Raw genomic sequence first — 20366 nt, 5'->3', positions numbered from 1 at the left:
CAAGTCTGCCAGTATTGACGAGACGCGTCCAATCACTTGCAATTGTCCTTCGGTATTGCCAGTGTCGAACCGCAGGTTGCAGGGGGAGCGAGCGGGTGACAGTCGCACAGCCGGGCACGGCCGACGCCGAATGGCTGGCAAAGATGCACAAGCAGCTGCTGGCGGACGATTCGATCCAGTTTGACCTGCCGGCCCTAGTGCGGCCGGAACCGCCGGAATGGCTGAAGCCCCTGATCGAGGCCCTGGCGAAGCTTGGACCCTACATGATTTACCTATTCTGGGGCGCGGTGATCATCGGCGTCGCCATCATTGCGTTTCTGCTCATCCTTGAGGCGCAAGGTGTCGCCTGGCGCTTGCCGTGGCGCCGCGCCCGTGAGGAGACCGAGGCAAGGGAGGAGTGGCGTCCGGATGCAGGATCGGCCCAGATCCTGCTTTCCGAAGCCGATGCGCTTGCCGCGCAGGGCGAATATGACGAGGCAGTACACCTCCTGCTTCGCCGCAGCGTCGCCGATATCGCCACCCGCCTGCCCGACTTCCTGCGTCCGTCACTCACCGCGCGCGACATCGCTGCCGCGAGTTCCATTCCGTCCCGCCCCCGCGCAGCCTTCAGCGAGATCGCGCGCATCGTCGAGGCGGCCCTGTTTGCCCGCCGTCCCGTCGGCGCCGAGGGTTGGCAGCAGGCGCGCGGCGCCTATCAACGCTTCGCCTTCCGCGAGGCCTGGGCATGAGTTCGGAGACGACCGGGGCAGCCGAGGCGCCGTTCAGCCGCAGGACGCTGTTCTGGGGTATCTTCGCCAGCCTATTGGCGGCGGCGGGGTTCTTCCTGCTTTCGACCTACGCTCCCGACTTCCGCCAGCCCGAGGGCGACGCCAATCCGCTCTCCAAGGGCGGCACCGGCTATGCCGGGCTCGTCGAATGGCTGAAGCTGACCGACGGGCAGGCGCCGCCCATGGCGCGCGGCGAGAAGGATCTGCAATCCCCCCTGGCATCCACCTTCCTGCTGGTCGTCACCATCGCGCCGAACAGCGACCCGGCGGCGCTGCAGCGCATCATCAAGCTTCGCTCCGGCAAGGATACGCTTTTCGTGCTGCCCAAATGGGTCACCTTTCGGCAGCCGGGCGGCCATGAGGGCTGGGAGACGAAAGTCGAGCGATTGCCCGATACATTCGTCAACGACTGGCTCGGACGCCTCGCCAAGGCGAAGCTCGGCGAAGGCAAGCCGACGGTCGACCAGATCGATGTCGAAGGCCGCAAGATCGCCGTGCCCGACGAGCTCCAGTGGGTGGCCGACGATCATCCGCTGATTTCAGCGGGGGATGGCAAGGCAATCCTTACCGAGCTCGACAACGAGCCCTTTTACATCCTGACCGATCCCGATTTCATCAACAACGCGGCGCTGAAGGATCCGCAAAAGGCGGCCGCAGCGCTCGGCATTATCGCCATGCTGGAGCCCGCGAAGGGCGCCGTCATGTTCGATCTGACGCTGCACGGCATCGGGCAGAACTACGATCTCGCCAAGCTGCTCGTCGAGCCGCCTTTCCTGGCACTGACGCTGTCTGTGCTGACGGCAGCGGCGCTTGCCTTCCTGCATGGGCTCGGCCGGTTCGGGCCGCCGCGCGCCGAAGGCCGCGCCATTGCCTTCGGCAAGCGGGCGCTGGTCGACACCACAGCGATGCTCCTGAAGCGCGCCGGGCGGCTCCAGGGGCTCGGCGACCGCTACGCAAACCTGATGCGCCAGCGCGCCGCCGCGCTGCTCGGCGCGCCGCACGGGCTGCAGGGCGAAGCGCTCGACCGCTGGCTGGATTCCCGCGACAAGGCGGAAGCGCACGGCTTCAGCCAGCGCTTCAAGGCTGCGAACGATTCCAAAACATTGGCCGGAATGCATGAAGCAGCGGAGAAGCTGCATGACTGGACGGCAAGGAGGCTTGGTGATCGTCGATGAAGTGAAGGCCCTGGCAAGTGCGATCAGGGAAGAAGTGGCCAAAGCAATCACCGGTCAGCGCGACACGGTCGATCTGATGCTGACGGCGCTTTTCGCCGGCGGGCATATTTTGCTCGAAGGACCGCCGGGCACGGCCAAGACCATGACGGCGCGCTGCTTCGCGCAGGCGCTTGGCGTTGCCTACGGGCGCATCCAATTCACGCCCGACCTGATGCCCGGCGATATTGTCGGCTCCAACATCTACAATTTCCAGACCGGGCAGTTCACGCTGACGCGCGGCCCGATCTTCTGCGACCTGCTGCTCGCCGACGAAATCAACCGTACGCCGCCGAAGACGCAGGCCGCCCTTCTCGAAGCCATGCAGGAGCATGCCGTGACCTTCGACGGCACAACCCATTCGCTCGGCCGCACCTTCATGGTGGTGGCGACGCAGAACCCGATCGAGCATCAGGGCGTCTATCCGCTGCCCGAGGCGCAGCTCGACCGCTTCCTGTTCAAGCACCGGGTCAGCTATCCGGACCTGCAGGACGAACGAGCCATCATCGCCCATCATGGCGGCGGCTCGGACTCGCACAATATCGAGCAATACGGCATCAAGGCGCAGACCGACCGCAAGACGCTGCAGGCGGCGTTGGCCACGGTCGGCGCCGTCACGCTGGTCGAAGATGTCGTCGGCTACATCGCGGCGCTGGTGCGCGGAACGCGCGAGAGCCCGGACCTCGAGGTCGGCGCCAGCCCGCGCGCGGGCGCCATGCTGGCGCGCGCGGCGCGCGCCAGGGCGACGCTCGACGGGCGCAACTATGTCATCCCCGACGACGTCAAGGCGCTCGCCGTGCCGACGCTGCGCCACCGCGTCATCCTCTCGCCGGCGGCGCAGATCGACGGGCGGCTGGTGGAGCAGATCGTTTCCGACCTCGTCGACCAGACGGAAGTGCCGCGTTGATCTATCCGAGCGGCAGAGCGGTCTGGGCAGCGGCGGCGGGGGCCATCCCCGCCTTCCTGATCGCGCTCGCGCTGCCGCATTTCTGGTATCTCGGCCTGTTGTGGATCTGCGCGCTGCTTGCCTTCCTGGCGGTCGATGCCGCGGCGGGGCGCGGGCGCGCCTCGCTCAGCGCCACACTGAGCGCGCCGCCGCAGGTCGGCGTCGGCGGGCGCTTCACGCTCCACATCGCCGCCGGCCTCGGCGCACGGACGCGCCGGCTGCAGGCGCGCGTCGGGCATGACCAGAGGCTGGCGCCGGTCAACGGCACGGGCGGCGCCTTGCCCACCGATGGCGGCACGCTCGATCTCGAATTCGACGCCTTGAGGCGCGGCATCGCCAGCTTCGACCGCCTCTGGCTGCGCTGGCAGGGACCGTTTGGACTGATCTGGAACCAGGTCGTGCTGCCGATGGACCGCAAGATCGCGGTACTGCCGGATGTCAGCCGCGCGCGCGACGAGGCGATCACGCTGCTGCAACGCTCGGCCCTTGCCGACGGCCACGCGCAGAAGCGCGCCGGCCAGGGCCGGGAGTTCGAGGCGCTGAAGGACTACCAGCCCGGCATGGGCCGGCGCATGATCGACTGGAACCGCAGCGCCCGCCACGGCAAGCTTTTGGCGCGCGAGTTCCGGATCGAGGAGAACAACAACATCGTGCTCGCCGTCGATAGCGGTCGCCTGATGTGCGAGCCGGTCGACGGCGTGCCGAAGGTCGACCGTGCAGTGACGGCGGCACTTCTGTCCGCCTTCATCGCGCTCAAGGGCGGCGACCTCGTCAGCCTGTTCTCCTTCGACGCCAGGCCGCGCGTCTCGAGCGGCGCCGTGCGTGGCTCGCCGAGCTTCGCCATGATCCAGAAGCGAGCAGCCGAGATTGACTATTCCACCGAGGAGACCAATTTCACCCTCGCCCTAACGACGCTGGCGGCGAAGCTTGACCGGCGCTCGCTGGTCATCATCTTCACCGACTTCGTCGACCCGATCAGCGCCGAGCTGATGCTGCGCACCGTCGGCCGGCTCACCGAGCGGCATCTGGTGCTGTTCATGCTGATGAAGGACATCGAGCTGGAGACGCTGGCCGACACGGCGCCGGCAACGCCGGAGGATGTCGCCCGCGCTGTCACCGCCGGCGACCTGCTCAGGCAGCGGCAGGTCGTGATCGGACGGCTGCGGCTGCTCGGCGCGCATGTCATCGAGGCCGACCACCAGCGGCTCGGCCCGGCGCTGGTCGAGCGCTATATCCAGCTCAAGGAGGAAAACCTCTTATGACGCTGCCCGCCGGCCCAGACACCGTCCGCCAGTCGCTGGTAAGCTTCCGCCAGGAGCGCGAGGCCGACTGGAAGGCATTCGAGGCGCTGCTTGCCCGCGTCGAGAAACGCGCGCCGCGGGCGCTGTCGGAGGACGAGCTTTTGTCGCTGCCGCTGCTTTATCGTTCGGCGTTGTCATCGCTTTCGGTGGCGCGCGCGACCTCGCTCGACAGCGCACTGATCGCCTATCTCGAAGCGCTGTGCCTGCGCGGCTATTTCTACCTCTATGGCGCGCGGCGATCCTTGAGGACGCGCATCGCCGACTTCTTCCTGCACGACTGGCCGGCGGCGATCCGCGACCTGTGGCGCGAAGTGTGGGTGTCCGTCGGGCTGACGGTGATCGGCGCCATCGCCGGCTATTGGCTGGTCGTCTCCGACAAGCGCTGGTACGACGCCATCATCGCGCCGAGTCTCGCCGGCGGGCGCAATCCCGATTCGTCGGCCGAGATGCTGCGCAGCGTGCTCTACGGCGGCGGCGACCACTTCCTCTCGGGCTTTGCCGCCTACCTGTTCACCCACAACACGCAGGTGGCGATCCTGGCCTTCGCGCTGGGCTTCGCCTTCGCGGTGCCGAGCGTGCTGATCATCCTGATGAACGGCTGCATGCTGGGCGCGCTGTTCGAGGTCTATGCGGCCAAGGGCTTAGGCTTCGCGCTCGGCGGCTGGCTTTCGATCCACGGCACGACGGAGCTGTTCGCGATCGCCGTCGCGGGTGCCGCCGGCATGCGCATCGGCACAAGCATCGCCTTCCCCGGCGAGTTGACGCGCATGGCTGCAGCGGCGCGGGCCGGACGCGTGGCGGCAACCGCGATGGTCGGCGTGGCGGTGATGCTGTTGTTTGCCGGCCTGCTCGAAGGCATTGGCCGGCAAACAATCACCAGCGACATTGCCCGCTATTCGATCGGCGGCGGCATGCTGGCGCTCTGGATCTCTTATTTCTACCTGTTGCGGGTGGTTCGCCATGGCAACGGCTAGGAACCCCGCCGCGCTGGTGCGCCCGCTGGTCACGCCCGAGGGCGTCGACCTGCGCGTAAAGCTGGCGGATGCCGGTACGCGCGCCTCGGGATTCCTGCTCGATGTGGTGATCATCATCGCCGCGCCGGTTGTGGTCAGCCTCGTTGCGGTCTTCGGCCTGGGCGGCCTCGGCGTGAAGGACGCGGAGCCGCTGTTCATCGTCTGGATCATTTTCATCTTCCTGCTGCGCAACGTCTATTTCATCGCTTTCGAGGCGGGTCGGCGGGCGGCGACGCCCGGCAAGCGGATGGTCGGCGTCCGGGTCGCCGCGCGCAGCGGCGCAGGTCTCACCCTGGATCAGGTCATAGCGCGCAATCTGATGCGCGAGATAGAGGTGTTCCTGCCGCTGTCGATCCTCGTCGCGCGCGGCAGCGCCGGCGTCGCCGACACGCTGTCGACGATCTTCGGCCTGGTATGGGCGCTGCTGTTCTCGCTGTTCCCGCTCTTCAACCGCGACCGGCTGAGGATCGGCGACCTGCTCGCCGGCACCTGGGTGGTCGAGGCGCCGAAAGTGGCGCTGGTCGAGGACCTTTCGCAACGCAAAGATCCCGTCGCGGCGCGCTTCCAATTCAGCCAGACGCAGCTCGACGCCTACGGCATCGCCGAGTTGCACAAGCTGGAGGAAGTGCTGCGCCGCGACGACTATTTCGCGATGAGGGCGGTGGCGGAAACGATCGGCCGCAAGATCGACACCAAGGTCGAGCCGGCCGACTCAAAGGCGTTCCTCACGGCCTATTACGGCGAGCTCAGAGCGCATCTGGAACGCAAGCTGCTGCTCGGGAACCGCAAGGCGGACAAGTATGCGCGGTGAGGTCCTGGCGATAACCGAAAGCCATGGCGCTGCCCCTCAAACGGCGCGGTCGCGGCCATCCCCTTCTCCCCGTCCCTATACGGGGAGAAGGTGCCGGCAGGGCAATGAGGGGCAGCGCCAGCCTACGATAGCTGTCGAAACCGCCGCTCGTGAGGCGCCCCTACCCCACCCACTTCTCGTAATCGGACACCAAGAGGTGCAGCGGCGCCACGTCCTCCTCGACGTTGGAGAAGCGGCCGATCGGGTCGCGGAAAACGTTGTCGGTGAGGTCGTCGTTGACGGTCGAGACCTCGCCGATCAGCACGTCCTTGCCCTCGGCCCAGAAGGCGTGCCAGACGCCGGGCATCAGCGTGACACTCTGGCCCGGATCGAGCTTCAGAAGCCCGCCGGCCGGCAATCTGGTCATGGTGCCGTCGACCGGCACCGAGACTTCGGCCTTCGGGTCGATGCCGCCGTCGCGATCATGCATGAACAGTTCCAGCACCAGCTTGCCGCCGCCGCGGTTGATGATGTCCTCGGCCTTGATGTTGTGGCGGTGCATCGGCGAGAGCTGGTCCTTGCGCGAGATCATGATCTTCTCGGCATAGAGCATGCCCATGCCGAGCTTCATGTCCTCGTAGCGGCCGTTGCGGACGGTGAACAGGAACAGGCCAAGCTCGTCGAACTTCTCCTGGCCGTAATCGGTGATGTCCCAGCCGAGGCGCGAGCTGAAAATGGCTGYGGAGTCCGCCTTGTGCGCCTTCATCTCTTCCGGACTCCAATAGGCGAAGGGCGGCATGATGTAGCCGAACGAGCGGATGAAGGCATCGGCGTCGCGGATGATGTCGTTGATTGTGGAGCGTTTCATGGGTCTTTTTCCTCCGGCCGCTGCCTGCTGAAATTCTACCCATCGGCATAGCCCAATGCCGGTCCGCTGTCGACGCAAACTGACGGCTCTGGCCCCGTGACATCCGGCGGTATCAGGCCCATAACCGCAACCGGCCTTTTTGATTTTAGGCATGTCTTGTCACGAAGCCTATTCCCACTTTCGGGAGACATGCTGTTTGAACGGTGATTTCATGCCAAGCATAGACGATCTCGACACCCCGGCGATCCTCATCGACGCGGTCCGCGCCGAAGCCAATATCAAACGCGCGCAGGCGCATGCGGACCGCCACGGGCTGAAGCTCAGGCCGCACATCAAGACGCACAAGCTGCCTTACTGGGCGAAGAGACAGGTAGCGGCGGGCGCCGTCGGCATCACCTGCCAGAAGATCGGCGAGGCAGAGGTGATGGCCGATGCCGGGCTCGAAGACATTTTCCTGCCCTACAACATCCTCGGACGCGCCAAGCTGGAGCGGCTCAAGGCGCTGCACGGCCGCGTGACGCTGTCGGTGACGGCAGACAGCCACGAGACGCTGGAAGGGCTTGCCGCGACCTTCACCGACGCCGGCCACCCGCTGGCGGTTCTGGTCGAATGCGACACCGGCGCCGGCCGCTGCGGCGTGCAGAGCCCGGCCGAGGCGGTTGCGTTGGCGAAGGTGATCGACCAGGCCAAGGGCCTGACCTTCGGCGGGCTGATGACCTATCCGGCCGCCGGTGGCGCGGCCGAAGCCGAGGCATGGCTGAGAAACGCGCGCGCCGCGCTGACCACTGCCGGGCTCGAATGCCCGCGCATCTCCAGCGGCGGCACGCCCGACATGTGGCGCTCAGGCGAGGACAGCATCGTCACCGAATACCGGCCGGGCACCTACATCTATCTCGATCGCTACCAGGTTGCGAAAGGCGTCGGCACGCTGAATGATTGCGCGCTGACGGTGCTTGCCACCGTGGTCAGCCACCCGACGGCGACGCGCGCCATCCTCGATTCCGGCAGCAAGGCTCTTTCCGCCGATACRCTGGGGCTGCCCGATTTCGGTGAGCTGCTCGGCATGCCCGGCGCGCGCGTGACGGGCTTGAGCGAAGAGCATGGCACCGTCACGCTTTCGGACGGCGCCGGCCTTCGCATCGGCGAGCGCGTGYGCGTGGTGCCCGACCATTGCTGCGTGGTGACGAACCTGTTCGACCAGGTGCACCTCATCGACGGCGACCAGGTGCTGGCAACGCTGCCGGTGRCAGCGCGCGGGCGGATGGGGTGACGCAGCGCCTTCCCTTCTCCCCTTGTTGTGGGGAGAAGGTGGATCGGCGCGCAGCGCCGAGACGGATAAGGGGTGCTCCAGCCGAGTGAGACGCCGGCGTTCCTTGGAACACCCCTCATCCGTCGCCTTCGGCGACACCACCCGGCCCTTCGCTGGCTCAGGGCGTTCGAAGCTCGAAAAGCCAAGTACTTGGCTTTTCGTCCGCTACGCGGACCGCTTCTCACCCCACAAGGGGAGAAGCGGGAGTCCTCTCCGCCTGCCTCGCGGCAACCCTGCGCATGGCGCTCACGCGGCGCCGGAAGATCTCCGTGCGCATCGCCATCAGATGCAGCGCGAAGAACAGCACCGTGAAGCCGAGCGCCATGACGGCAAGCGGCCACAGCATCGACGGATCGATGGTCGGGCCGCCGAGCCGGAAGACGGAGGCCGGCTGGTGCAGTGTGTTCCACCAGTCGACCGAGAATTTGATGATCGGGATGTTGATGAAACCGACCAGCGTGATGATCGCGGCCGCCCAGGCGGCGCGGCCGGCATCATCCAGCGCGCGCGTCAGCGCGATGATGCCGAGATACATCAGGAAGAGCACGAAGACCGAGGTCAGCCGCGCGTCCCACACCCACCAGGTGCCCCACATCGGCTTGCCCCAGATCGAGCCGGTGATCAGCGCCAGCGCCGTGAAGGTGGCACCGATCGGCGCCGCCGCCTTCAGCGCCACATCGGCCAGCGGGTGGCGCCACACCAGCGTGCCAAGCGCCGAGATCGTCATGACCGTGTAGCACATCATGGCGAGCCAGGCGAAAGGCACGTGGATATACATGATGCGCACAGTGATGCCCTGCTGGAAATCCTCCGGTGCGGTGAAGCTCATATAGAGGCCGACGACGAGCAGGACCGCCGCGATCGCCGCCAGGCACGGAATGACCTTATCCGCCAGCCCGACGAAGCGCGTCGGATTGGCAAGATCGGTCCAGCCGGCGAGGCGTGAGGTGGTGTCGCTCATGCCGCCTTAAATAGACCGGCAATGTGTCCGGGGCAATCGGACGGTTGTCGCAGGCGGGGAGCGCCGTCCTTCTCCCCTTGTTTGTGGGAGAAGGTGGATCGGCGCGCAGCGCCGAGACGGATGAGGGGTGTTCGAGCGGAGTGAGACGTTGGCGATCTGTCGCGGTGTCATGTCCGAAAAAGGGGCGCCGCCAAGCTGGAGCACCCCTCATCCGGCCGCTTCGCGGCCACCTTCTCCCCCAAGGGGGAGAAGGAAAGATCGTGCCCCTTACGCCGCTTCGTTCACCGGTCGGCTGAGGCGGCGAACTTCCTCGTCGTTGAGCAGGCCGCCGGCGCGCAGCAGGGCGGCGAAGCGGCCGTTGCGCATCGACAGCTCGGCGAAGCCGCCATATTCGACCACCTTGCCCTTGTCCATGAAGACGACCAGGTCGGCGTCACGCACGGTGGTCAGGCGGTGGGCGATGATGAAGGTGGTGCGGTCGCGGCGCAGCTCGTCGATCGCTTCCTTGACGCGGTCCTCGGTCTCGACGTCGAGCGCGCTGGTCGCCTCGTCGAGCACCAGGATCGGCGCGTCCTTCAGCACCGCGCGGGCAATGGCGATGCGCTGGCGCTCGCCGCCCGAGAGCTGGCCGCCGCGTTCGCCGACGACAGTGTCGTAGCCGTGGCTCTTGGCCAGGATGAAGTCCTGCGCGGCGGCGGCGTCCGCGGCGGCGTGGACTTCGTCATAGGTCGCATCGGCGCGGCCGACGCGGATGTTGTCCTCGATCGAGCGGTTGAGCAGGCCGGCATCCTGGAAGACGGTGGCGATCGAGTGGCGCAGCGACTTGCGGGTCACCGTGCGGGTGTCGATGCCGTCTATCAGGATGCGGCCGCTGGCCGGCGTGAAGACGCGCTGCAGCAGGTTGATGAGCGTCGTCTTGCCGGCGCCGGTCGGGCCGACGATGGCGACCGTCTTGCCGGCCGGAACCTCGAACGACACGTCCTCGACGCCGTGGCCGGAGTTGGCGAACTCGAAGCTGACATTCTCGAAGCGCACATGGCCGGTGACGTTGGTCAACTCGCGCAGGCCATCCGGCTCGGCGGTTTCGGCGGACGAGTCCTCGAGGCGATAGAAATCCTCGAGCTTGGCGCGGGCCTCGGAAATCTGCGTCGTGAAGGCCGACATCTGGTCGAGACGGGCGATCAGCATTCCGGCAAAGCCGGTGAAGGCGACGACGTCGCCGACGCGAAGCTGGCCACGGGTGACGAGATAAGCGCCGATCGAGAGCACGATCATCATCGAGATGGTCGACGACAGGCGGTTCAGCGCATTGGCGATCGCCCACCAGTCGAGCACCGGGTTCTGCGCATCGAGCAACTCCTTGACGTAGCGCTTCAGCGTCGCCGTCTCATGGCCGATACGGTTGTAGCTCTGCAGCACCGCGACGTTGCTGACGCTATCGGTCACATGGGCGAACACGGTGTGGTAGTGGCGCTCGACAGCGGTCTGCCCCGACTTGGTCCGGCGCATGACGATGCGGCCGATGCCAACGTAAAGCACGCCGAGGCCCAGCAGCACGACGGACATGCGGATGTCCATGGAAAGYGCGGTCGGCACCAGCAGCACCAGCGCGATGGCCGTCGAGAGATGCACCCGCATGAATTCGAGCCACAGGCTGAACAGGGTCTCGACGGCGCGCAGCAGCGTGTGCAGAGAATTGGAAGTGCCGCGCTGGTGGTGCCAAGCGAGCGGCATGGTGATGACGCGCTCGAAGGACTGGCACAGTACTTCGGAACGACGGGCATGCGCGAAGCGGTCGGCGCCGCGCGACACCAGCACGAAAGCTATAACATTGAAGACACCGAGAGCTGCCCAGACGGCGAGCGTCGAAAACACCGGACCTTTTTCGGAAATGGCGCCGATCACCCGGCCTAAAAGGATCGGCTCGACGATCGCGATCATGGCGAGAGCGATGTTTGCGCCGCAGATGACCGCGACGCGCTTCTTGTCGGCAGCCAGATAACCCAGTGCTCTCAAGTAAATCTGCAGAAGTGACACTTCAGCTACTCCGCCAAATTCTTTGCCGTGCTCAATCCCGGTATTGTGCACCGCACCATTTTTCGACACGTACCGGTTAATGTGTCGCAAAACAATGCCCCGTCTATCCCTTCCGTTCCCATTTAGCGAACAAAAGATGACGACGGTACGAAATCTGACGTGATCACCTAACGGTTTGAGATAAAAGGTGAAATGTCAGCCTTGCGGCAAAATAGTGGCACTTGCCCCGCACTGCCACATTTTTAATCATAAGGCGCTTGCTTAGCCGGTGCTAAAGGAGCGCGAGCGATGCTCGGCTGGCTCACTGCCAAGTAAAAAGCCGGGTTTGGCCGCGCATCCTCCGGGATGCGCGGCCGATAAGCCAAGCCTTTGATATTACGCAGGTATCCTGACGACGATCTCGGTCTTCTCGCCGGCTTTCGGCTCGAAAAATGCCGATTTTGTCTTCGAACCATTCAGTTCGAGCGAGATCGACTTGGTCTTTTTGTCGCGGGTGACACGAACCTTGATTTCGCCGTCGAACATTTTGAGCGTGGCGGCGTAGCCGTCCCAGTGGCTGGGCAGCTTCGGCCTAAACGTGAGCTGCTTGCCGCGCCGCTCTATGCCCAGGATGCCTTCCACCGCCGCGCGGTAGAGCCAGCCCGCCGAGCCCGTGTACCACGTCCAGCCGCCCCGGCCGCCCTTTCCGTCGCCGGCGTAGATATCGGCCGCCACCACGTAGGGCTCGACGCGATAGTGCTCGGCCGCCGCCTCGTCCGCGGCATGGTTGACCGGGTTGAGCATCGAGAAGCAGCGATAGGCCTCGTCGGTGCGTCCCATTTCGGCCAGCGCGATCACGAACCAGGTGGCGGCGTGGGTGTACTGGCCGCCATTTTCGCGCACGCCCGGCGGGTAGCTCTTGATGTAGCCGGGGTCATTCTTGCTCTTCGAGAAGGGCGGCGTGAACAGCTTGACGATCTTGAGCTCGTCGTCGACGAGCATCTTCGTCGCCTGCTCCATGGCCGTGGTCGAGCGCGCCGGGTCGCCCTCGCCCGAGAGCACGCTCCACGACTGCGCGATCGAGTCGATCTTGCACTCGTCGGAGCCCTTGGAGCCGAGCGGCGTGCCGTCGTCGAAGCTGCCGCGCCGGTACCACTGGCCATCCCAGGCCGCGCTTTCCAGCGCCCGCTTCAGGACGTCGGCATGCTTGGTCCAGGCCTGCGCGCGCTTAGTGTCGCCCTGTCCCTTGGCGACGGGGGCGAAATCGGTGAGCGTCTTCAGCAGGAACCAGCCCAGCCATACGCTCTCGCCCTTGCCGCCCTCGCCGACGCGGTTCATGCCGTCGTTCCAGTCGCCGCCGAGGATCAGCGGCAGGCCGGCCGGGCTGCTGCGCTTGATCGCCAGATCGAGCGCCCGTGCACAGTGCTCGTAAAGCGGAGCAGTGGCCTTGGTGATCTCGGGCGTGAAGAAGGCATCATGCTCGCCCTCGCCGAGCTGCTGCCCGTCGATGAAGTGCAATTGCTCCTTGAGGATCGCGGCATCGCCCGTCACCTCGATGTAGCGGGCCGTCGCATGGGCAAGCCAAACCACGTCGTCCGAGATCATCGTGCGCACGCCCGCATCGGTGCGCGGCAGCCACCAGTGCTGCACGTCGCCTTCGGGGAACTGCCGGCGCGCAGCGTTGAGGATCTGGTCGCGCGCCAGCTTCGGATCATGCGCCAGCAAGGCGAGCRTGTCCTGCAGCTGGTCGCGGAAGCCGAAGGCGCCGCTCGCCTGGTAGAAGGCCGAACGCGCGCGGATGCGGCAGGCCAAGCTCTGGTAAGGCAGCCAGTGGTTGACCATGGCGTTGAGCGCCTTGTCCGGCGTCTCGACCTGGATGGTGTCGAGGAAGCCGCGCCAGACACGCTCGTTTTCGGCCAGGCGCTGGTCGAAATCCCGGCCGCGATGGGCCTCTATCAGCGCGCTTGCCTCCCTGGCCGAGCCCGCGTCGCCCAGCAGCCAGAACAGCGTCACGTCGCCGCCGGCCGGAATGTCGATGTCGCTGGCGATCACCGCGCAAGGGTCATCGCCCGCCTCGACGCGGCCGGACAGGCCGAGCCCGCCAAGCACGGCCTGCGGATATTCCGTGCTGCCGTGCCGGCCGATGAACTCGCCGCGATCCGCGGTCACCGAGTGGACAGGCGCCGTGGCGGCGAGGAAAGCGACGCGCTCGCCGAAGTCGAGCCCATAAGGGTTCTGTGCCAGCAGCGCGCCGGTGGCCGCGTCCCGCGACGGCACGATGGTCGCCCCCGTGCGCGAGCGATGGCCGCCGAGCACCCATTCGGCATAGGCATAGACGCGCAGCCTTGCCGGCACGGAGCCGGCATTCTGGATGCGCAGCCGGGTGATCTTCACCGGATCCGCCGGATCGACCACCTGCGTCAGGTCCATCGACAGCGCCCCGCGCTTCGAGCGGAAGGTGGAGAAACCCTGGCCATGCCAGGTCTCGTAGGTCATCGAGGGATCGCGCACCACGGCAGCCATGGGCGAGAACGCCTTGCCGCTCAGGTGATCGTAAATATAGAAGCCCTCGCCCGGCCGGTTCGATACCGGATCGTTCGACCACGGCGTCAGCTGGTAGTCGCGGCTGTTGCGGCTCCAGGTGAAGCCGGCGCCCTCCGCAGAGACGTGGAAGCCGAAGGAGGCGTTGGAGATCACGTTGATCCAGGGCTGCGGCGTCGTGCGACGCCCGGTCAGGCGCGTCACATAATGGCGGCCGTCGCCGTCGAAACCACCGAAGCCGTTCCAGAGGCTGAGGCCGGTACCGTCGGCGGCGATATCGGCCGAGCCCTGGTTTGCCGGGGACGGTGCCACCGGCGGCAGGGACGGCTCGCGCGGCGCGGCGCCCTCGGCCTGCTGCAGGGCGTCACGCGCCTGCAGCGCGGCCGTCTCGGCACGCTCGAGCTGGTCGAAGATGGTGCCGTTGCGGGTGTGGAGCGCAACGCGCGCGACCGACAGCAGGGTCTTGTAGGTCGGCTCGTCCATCAGGTCGCGGCGCACGGCGAAGATGTGCTGGCGCGGTCCGAGCTCGCGGCCGCGCAGACGGCTGTTCTCGCACAGCGTTTCCACCGCCCGCTGCAGGTCTTGCACGTAGGAGGAGGCCTGCTCGTTGACGACGACGAAGTCGATCATCATGCCGCGGGCGCGCATATATTCCTGGAAGCGCAGCGCCTGGGCGACGATCTCGAGGTCGGCGACGTCGCCGATGCGCACGAGGAAGATCGGCAGATCGCCCGAGATGCTGGTCGGCCATAGGCTGGACTGGCGGCCGAGCCCCGAGGCGATCGATTCACCGGGCAGGCGCAGGAACGGATCGGGATAGATCAGGTAACGCGCCAGCTTCTGCACGTTGGCGGCGTCCGTGAGGCTGAGGCCGAGATGGCGCGTCTGCACCTGGCTACGCGTCCAGGCGAGCATCGCCTGGCGGGCAAAGCTCTCCTGGTGATCGAGGCGGCCGATCGCCTCATCGAGCTCGTCACGGTTGGCGCCGACAATGGTCCAAAAGGTCAGCGAGATCTTCTTGTTGGCCGGCACGCGCACCTGGCGGCGGAGCGCCGCTACCGGATCGAGCGTGAAGCCCTGGCTGCCGCCGAGCCTGACGCCGGGATCGAAGGCCACGGCGTCGACGATGGTGCGGCCGCGGCCGATGAAGGCGCGCCTGTCGGTCTCGGCCTCCGCGTCGCGCGACGGACCCGACGGATCGGTGACGAAATGCACCATCGTGATGTCGGGCTCGTGCTTGTCGCGCTTGCGCCTGGTGGCGAAGATCGCGCCATTGTTCGGCGCAATCTCGGTCTCGACGAACATCTTCGAGAAGGCCGGATGGGCGTTGTCGGAGGCCTCGTTGCCCAGCACCAGCTCGGCGAAGGAAGTCACCTCGATATGCCGGTCGGTGGCGCCGTCATTGTAGAGGGTGATGCGGCGGCCCTCGCCATTGCCTTCAGAAATGACGATGCATTCGACTTCCGAACGCAGGGAGCCCACAGACTTGACGAAGCTCGCCTTGTCGTCGGCAAACAGCGTCTGCACGCGTTCACCCTCGGCGCGCTTCGGCTCGGCGGTCGCCGACCACCAGTCGCCGGTCGCGGTGTCGCGCAGGAAGATGTAGGAGCCCAGGCGGTCCTCGCTCGGGTCGGGCTGCCAGCGGGTGACGGCAAGCTCGCCGAAGCGGCTGTAGCCGGAGCCGGTGGCGGTGACCATGACCGAGTAACGGCCGTTGGACATGACACTGGTCGCGCGCAGCGCCTTGATCGGATCGAGGATGACGCGGGTGTCGGGGCTCTCGGTCTCGGTCTCGTCCTTGGCGCGCTCGTCGGCCTCGGTCCTGACCGTGGCGGTCGGGATGTCGCGCGGCGCCTTCTCCTGCAAGAGAAGCTCCGCCGATTCGATCACAGGGTCGCTGTGGAAGCGCTCGCRCAGCCGGCCCTCGAAGATGGCATCCGCCACGGCGGCGATCGACATGCCGGAGTGGTGGGCCATGTAGTTCTGGACGACGGCGTGGTCGGCGCCCTCCGGYACGCGCTGCGGCGTGAAATCCACCGCGTCGTAGAAGCCGTGGCGGCCAAGCGCGCCGATCGAGCGCAGGCGGATCAGGTTCTGCACCGCCTCGCGCGGGCTGAACTGCGCCGCGAGAATCGTGGCGTAGGGCGCGATCACGGTGTTCTGGCCGAGGCCGCGCTTCAGGCCGAGGCCGGGCACGCCGAAATTGGTGTACTGGTAGGTGAGCTCGCGGTCACGGGCATTATAGGCCGCTTCCGAGATGCCCCAGGGCACGTTCTTCGAGCGCGCATACTGGATCTGGCGCTTGATGATGAGCTTGCTGGTCTGGTTGAGGATGGAGCCCGGCGCCTCCTTCATCACCAGCGGCGGCATCAGATACTCGAACATCGAGCCCGACCAGGACATCAGCGCGCCCTGGAAGCCGATCTCGACGATCGGGCGGCCGAGCCGGAACCAGTGCTCGGTCGGCAGGTCGCCCTTGGCGATGGCGAACAGGCTGGTCAGCCGCGCCTCGGAGGCGAGCAGGTCGTAGCAGCTCTCGTCGAGCTGGTGCTCCTCGACACGGTAGCCGATCGACAGCAGCTTGCGCTCCTGCCGCATCAGGAAGGAGAAATCCATCTCGAAGGCGTAGCGGCGGCAGCGCCCACGCAGCGCAAGCAGCTTGGTGCGGAGCGCCGAGACAGCACCTTCGTCATTGTGCGAATCATGCACATGCGCCTCGCAGGTCGCCTCCAGCCTTGCCGCCCAGTCGACAATGGCGTCGCTCTTCGGCGACGCAGCCTCGGTGTGAATCGCTGTGGCGAGCTTGCGGATCTCGCCGGCGAGCACCGCGAGGTTGATGGTACGGATCGAGGCCATCTCGGGCTGTGCCTTGATGGTCATCACCGCGCGGCGCATGCCGTCCAGGCGGTCAGCGAGACGCTGGCGCAGCGGCCTAAGCTGCCGGCGGTCGTCGGGCAGTTCCTCCAGGCTCTCATCCAGGATGGTAACGGTGTCGAGGATGCCTTCGAAATCGCCCTGCAGATGGACGGAAGGCGCCTCGGCCCATTCGGCGCAGGCCGCGGCCACCGCGACCAGATGGCCGGCAAGGTTGCCGCTGTCCACCGCTGAGATATAGAGCGGATAAAGCGGCTTCAGCGTCGTCGTGTCGTACCAGTTGTAGAGATGCCCGCGGTCTCGCGGCATGTTCTCTATCGTCGTCATCGTGGCATCGATGCGGGTGATGGCGTCCGATAGGCTGATCCAGCCGAAATCGCGCGCCGACACAACCGACAGCAGATAGACGCCGATATTGGTCGGCGAGGTGCGCGGCGCCACCACAGGCGCCGGGCTTTCCTGGAAATTGTCGGGCGGCAGATGGTGGTGCTCCGCCGTCACGAAGGTCTCGAAATAGTGCCAGGTGCGGCGCGCCACGGTGCGCAGCGCATGGATGTCCGACGCCGAAATGCGCAGCCGGTCCTCGGTCTCGGCGGAGCGGCTGATCCAGCAGGCGACGGCGGGCGAGCCGATCCAGAAGATGGCGAAGAAGAAGGCGACGAAAGCGCCGGTGGAGTCGGCCAGCACCGGAATGGCGAGGCCGACGACGCCGATGATCACCGCGCCATACATCATGCTGTAATAGGAGCCGAGATCGCTGCCGCCGGCCTTGTGCGCCTGCGAGGCGGTGCGCCACTCCAGAAGGTTCTGGCGGCTGACGAAGAGCCGGTAGAGCGTGCGGATGATGGCGTCGCCCATCATCCAGGCGAGATGCGCCATCAGCAGCACCTTCAGTGCCACCAGCGCCGTGCCGAACACTGTGTCGCGGGCAAGCGCGGAGAAATGGCCGCGCGGGGTCTGGTCGCCGCTCTTCGGCAGAATGCCGTTCACGATGTCGAAGGTCGGCGCCATGAACAGGCTGAGGATCAGAAGCGCCTGCCACTGCGCGGCCTGGGTGAAGGGCAATAGCGTCCAGCCGGCGACACAAGCCATCACCCAGAAGATCGGGGTCAGCGAGCGGCGCAGATTGTCGACCATCTTCCAGCGCGACAGCGCCGGCACGCCCGAGCGCGGATCGAACATGAAGCCTAGCAGCTGCCAGTCGCCGCGCGCCCAGCGATGGTGGCGCGAGGCATCGACCGAGTAGCGGGTCGGATAGTCCTCGACCAACTCGACATCGGTGACGAGCGCCGCGCGCGCCAGGGCGCCTTCCAGTAGGTCGTGGCTGAGGATGGTGTTTTCCTCGAAGCGGTCCTTCAGCGCCGCCTCGAAGGCATCGACATGGTAGAGGCCCTTGCCGGTGAAGGAGCCGTCGCCGAACACGTCCTGGTAGACGTCGGAGACGGCAAAGACGTAAGGGTCGAGGCCGCGGTTGGCCGAGAAGACGCGCTGGAAGAACGAGGCGTCGTCGCCGCTGGTCAGCGAGGCGGTGATGCGCGGCTGCAGGATGGTGTAGCCGGCGGAGACAACGCGCTTCACCGGGTCGAAATGCGGCCGGTTCAGCGGATGCGCGAGCTTGCCGACGAGTGTCGAGACCGCATCGCGCGTGGTGCGCGTGTCGGCGTCGAGCGTCATCACATAAGTGACTTTTTCCGGCAGCGGCACGTCGAGCGGCAGGAAGGTGGTGTCGCTGTCGCCGCGCAGCAGGAGGTTCAACTCGTGCAGCTTGCCGCGCTTGCGCTCCCAGCCCATCCAGCAGCCCTGCGCCTGGTTGTAGAGCCGGCGGCGATGCAGAATGTAGAAGCGCGGCGCGCCTTCGGTCGGGTAGCGGGCATTCAACCTGGCGATCTCGTCGCGCGCATATTGCAGGATCTCGATGTCGGCGGCGTCGATCTCGGTCTTGGAATCCGGCCAGTCGGACAAGAGCGCGAAATGGATCTCGTCGGCGGTGTTGGCGAGGTGATGCACCTCGATGTTGCGGATGTTTTCCTCGACATCGTCGCGCGAGCCGATCAGCGACGGCACCACGACCAGCGTGCGCGCCTCGGCCGGGATGCCGTGCTTGTAGTCATAGCCGACAAGCCTGGTCGGCTTCAGGAACAGCGAGACGACTGTGTTGAAGAAGGCCAGCGCGCCCTCGCTGGCAGGCACGGCAAACAGCGCCAGCATCAGCGTGATCGACGGCACCGAGAGGCCGAGATTGGCAAGCGCGTTGCCCGAGAGGACGAGCAGCAGCACCGTCAAAAGGAAGACGGGCACGACGATGCCCAGCCAGCCGGTGCTGGCAAAAGCGCGCTTGAAGGTCACATAGAAAGGCGGCCGGTAGCCGATCGCCTCTTCCAGCTCCCGCCGGCGCGGCCCGACCAGGAAGAAGCCGACATCGGTATGTACGGCGGGATCGGCAGTCTCCGGCACGCCGGACGCATCGGTGACCCCGGGCGTGTGGCCTGCAAGCTCGATCGCCTTTTCGGCGACGCGGTATTCGGACAGGTCGGAGCGGCGCGCCAATTGCTCGATCGCGGTGCGGTACTGGTCGCGCGAGAAGAAATCGAGAGCGGCAAAGTCGGTGCGCTCGCGCAGCACCGTATCGATGCGGCTGACGCCCTCGAACCAGACCGTCCAGTCGACGTCGTTGATGAGGCGCAGGCCGCGGATGATGTTGCCGGTGGTGACGTTGCCGCTGGAGAGCGTCTGATGCTCGGAGATGATGATTTCCTCGGCGTCGGAGCCGATCTTCTCGAGCTCGCCCTCCAGCCATTCCAGCGCCCGGCCGGCATTTTGCGAGCCGTCGCGCAGGCGGTAGAGGAGCTGGGTGGCGAATGTCGTGTCCTGCGCATGCGCGGCGTAGCCCGACAAGATCCTGGTGCGATCGGCATTGTCGTCGGTCGCGAGCACGCGGTCGGCGACCTCATTGGCGATCTGGCGCATCTGCCTGGTGCGGTTGACGCGCACCGCGATGCGGCGAAGATTTTCGACCAGCACGAAACGCAGCAGCGACGGCAGCGCCCACAGCTCGCCGATCTTCAGCGGCTCGACCGACTGGAAGCCCTCGACGATCGCCTTGAACATGGTCGCCGAGACCGCGCTGTCGGAATGCTCGACATAGCTCCAGGCGACGGCGAAAGCGCGCGGCATCACTGTGCCGTCGGAAAGCGTCAGGGTCGGCAACTGGCGGTAGAAGCGGCGCGGCAGGTCGCGCTTGACCTGAAAGATGGTCTCCTCGACCAGATAATTGTTGTCGAGCAGCCATTGCGCCGCCGGCGTGATCGTCTCGCCCTTGGCCTGGGCGGCATTGGTCGAGCGGTAGACCTCGAGAATCTTCTTGGCGCTGTCGCGGATGCGGGCCTGGAACTCGAACGGCGTCAGGCCGAACAGCTCCCTCATATCGCCCTTGGCCAGCGCGACGCCCAGCGCGCGAAGCCGGTCCTCGGGCAGGAAATTGGAGCGGATCGGCGCTTCCGTGACTGTCGGGAAGCCGGCGCTTGTCTGTTCGATCTTGATAGGATTCGTCTGAATGTTCATTGATTATTCCGTAAGGCGGGGCGCGATGCGGCATCGCCGCCACGGCAATGGCCCTAAAACCGGTTCAAATGCAATTGTTTGCATAGCAGGTTCGGCCGAAAGTTTGTTTGCGCTCCATAGCTGGGGCGTCCCCTTTCGACAACACAAGGGCTGACGCCCCTCGCTTTCCCGCCCGCGGGTCCGATCAGGGAAAGGATTCAGGCTTTTT

At 66.0% G+C, this 20366-nt stretch carries 11 protein-coding genes; 7 read left to right on the top strand and 4 right to left on the bottom strand.

The window, feature by feature from the left end:
• Positions 1-95 precede the first annotated feature (95 nt).
• The 6 genes from ORS3428_RS13510 to ORS3428_RS13485 are packed head-to-tail and all read left to right on the top strand — an operon-like array spanning position 96 to position 6049.
• Positions 96-728: a DUF4129 domain-containing protein gene (locus tag ORS3428_RS13510; RefSeq protein WP_071098445.1), complete on the top strand. Its 633-nt coding sequence runs from the start codon at positions 96-98 to the stop codon at positions 726-728.
• Positions 725-1942, top strand: a complete 1218-nt coding sequence (locus ORS3428_RS13505) for a DUF4350 domain-containing protein (protein WP_071098443.1) — start codon at positions 725-727, stop codon at positions 1940-1942. Before ORS3428_RS13510 ends, ORS3428_RS13505 begins: the two co-directional genes overlap by 4 nt.
• Positions 1929-2885, top strand: a complete 957-nt coding sequence (locus ORS3428_RS13500) for an AAA family ATPase (RefSeq protein ID WP_071098441.1) — start codon at positions 1929-1931, stop codon at positions 2883-2885. The genes ORS3428_RS13505 and ORS3428_RS13500 overlap by 14 nt, the downstream gene beginning before the upstream one ends.
• The gene (locus tag ORS3428_RS13495) at positions 2882-4186 is read left to right on the top strand and encodes a DUF58 domain-containing protein (RefSeq protein WP_071098438.1); all 1305 of its coding nucleotides are present in this window, start codon (positions 2882-2884) and stop codon (positions 4184-4186) included. Before ORS3428_RS13500 ends, ORS3428_RS13495 begins: the two co-directional genes overlap by 4 nt.
• On the top strand, positions 4183-5199 hold the full coding sequence (locus ORS3428_RS13490; RefSeq protein ID WP_071098436.1) for a stage II sporulation protein M: 1017 nt from the start codon (positions 4183-4185) through the stop codon (positions 5197-5199). The genes ORS3428_RS13495 and ORS3428_RS13490 overlap by 4 nt, the downstream gene beginning before the upstream one ends.
• Complete coding sequence (locus tag ORS3428_RS13485; protein ID WP_071098434.1) at positions 5186-6049, top strand: RDD family protein; 864 nt, start codon at positions 5186-5188, stop codon at positions 6047-6049. The genes ORS3428_RS13490 and ORS3428_RS13485 overlap by 14 nt, the downstream gene beginning before the upstream one ends.
• Before the next feature lie 160 nt (positions 6050-6209).
• Here ORS3428_RS13485 and ORS3428_RS13480 read toward each other — a convergent pair whose 3' ends face one another.
• Positions 6210-6896, bottom strand: coding sequence for a D-lyxose/D-mannose family sugar isomerase (locus ORS3428_RS13480; RefSeq protein ID WP_071098431.1), 687 nt, complete (start codon positions 6894-6896; stop codon positions 6210-6212).
• 211 nt (positions 6897-7107) lie between these two features.
• Between ORS3428_RS13480 and ORS3428_RS13475 the strand changes: the two genes are divergently transcribed.
• On the top strand, positions 7108-8166 hold the full coding sequence (locus ORS3428_RS13475) for a D-TA family PLP-dependent enzyme (protein WP_071098429.1): 1059 nt from the start codon (positions 7108-7110) through the stop codon (positions 8164-8166).
• Between the two features lie 220 nt (positions 8167-8386).
• On the opposite strand, the gene ORS3428_RS13470 is transcribed toward ORS3428_RS13475, so the two are convergent.
• The 3 genes from ORS3428_RS13470 to ORS3428_RS13460 all read right to left on the bottom strand — a co-directional run bounded on the left by ORS3428_RS13470 (position 8387) and on the right by ORS3428_RS13460 (position 20158).
• Positions 8387-9166, bottom strand: a complete 780-nt coding sequence (locus ORS3428_RS13470) for a heme ABC transporter permease (protein WP_071098427.1) — start codon at positions 9164-9166, stop codon at positions 8387-8389.
• A 267-nt stretch (positions 9167-9433) separates the two neighbouring features.
• Positions 9434-11203: a glucan ABC transporter ATP-binding protein/ permease gene (locus ORS3428_RS13465; RefSeq protein ID WP_071098424.1), complete on the bottom strand. Its 1770-nt coding sequence runs from the start codon at positions 11201-11203 to the stop codon at positions 9434-9436.
• 375 nt (positions 11204-11578) lie between these two features.
• Entirely contained in the window at positions 11579-20158 is an 8580-nt protein-coding gene (locus ORS3428_RS13460; RefSeq protein WP_071098423.1) for a GH36-type glycosyl hydrolase domain-containing protein, read from the bottom strand.
• Positions 20159-20366 lie beyond the last annotated feature (208 nt).

The sequence above is a fragment of the Mesorhizobium sp. ORS 3428 genome (genome assembly GCF_001854785.1).
Classification (GTDB): domain Bacteria; phylum Pseudomonadota; class Alphaproteobacteria; order Rhizobiales; family Rhizobiaceae; genus Mesorhizobium.
Note: the sequence above shows the minus strand (reverse complement) of the source record. Positions and strands in the feature narration are given on the sequence as shown.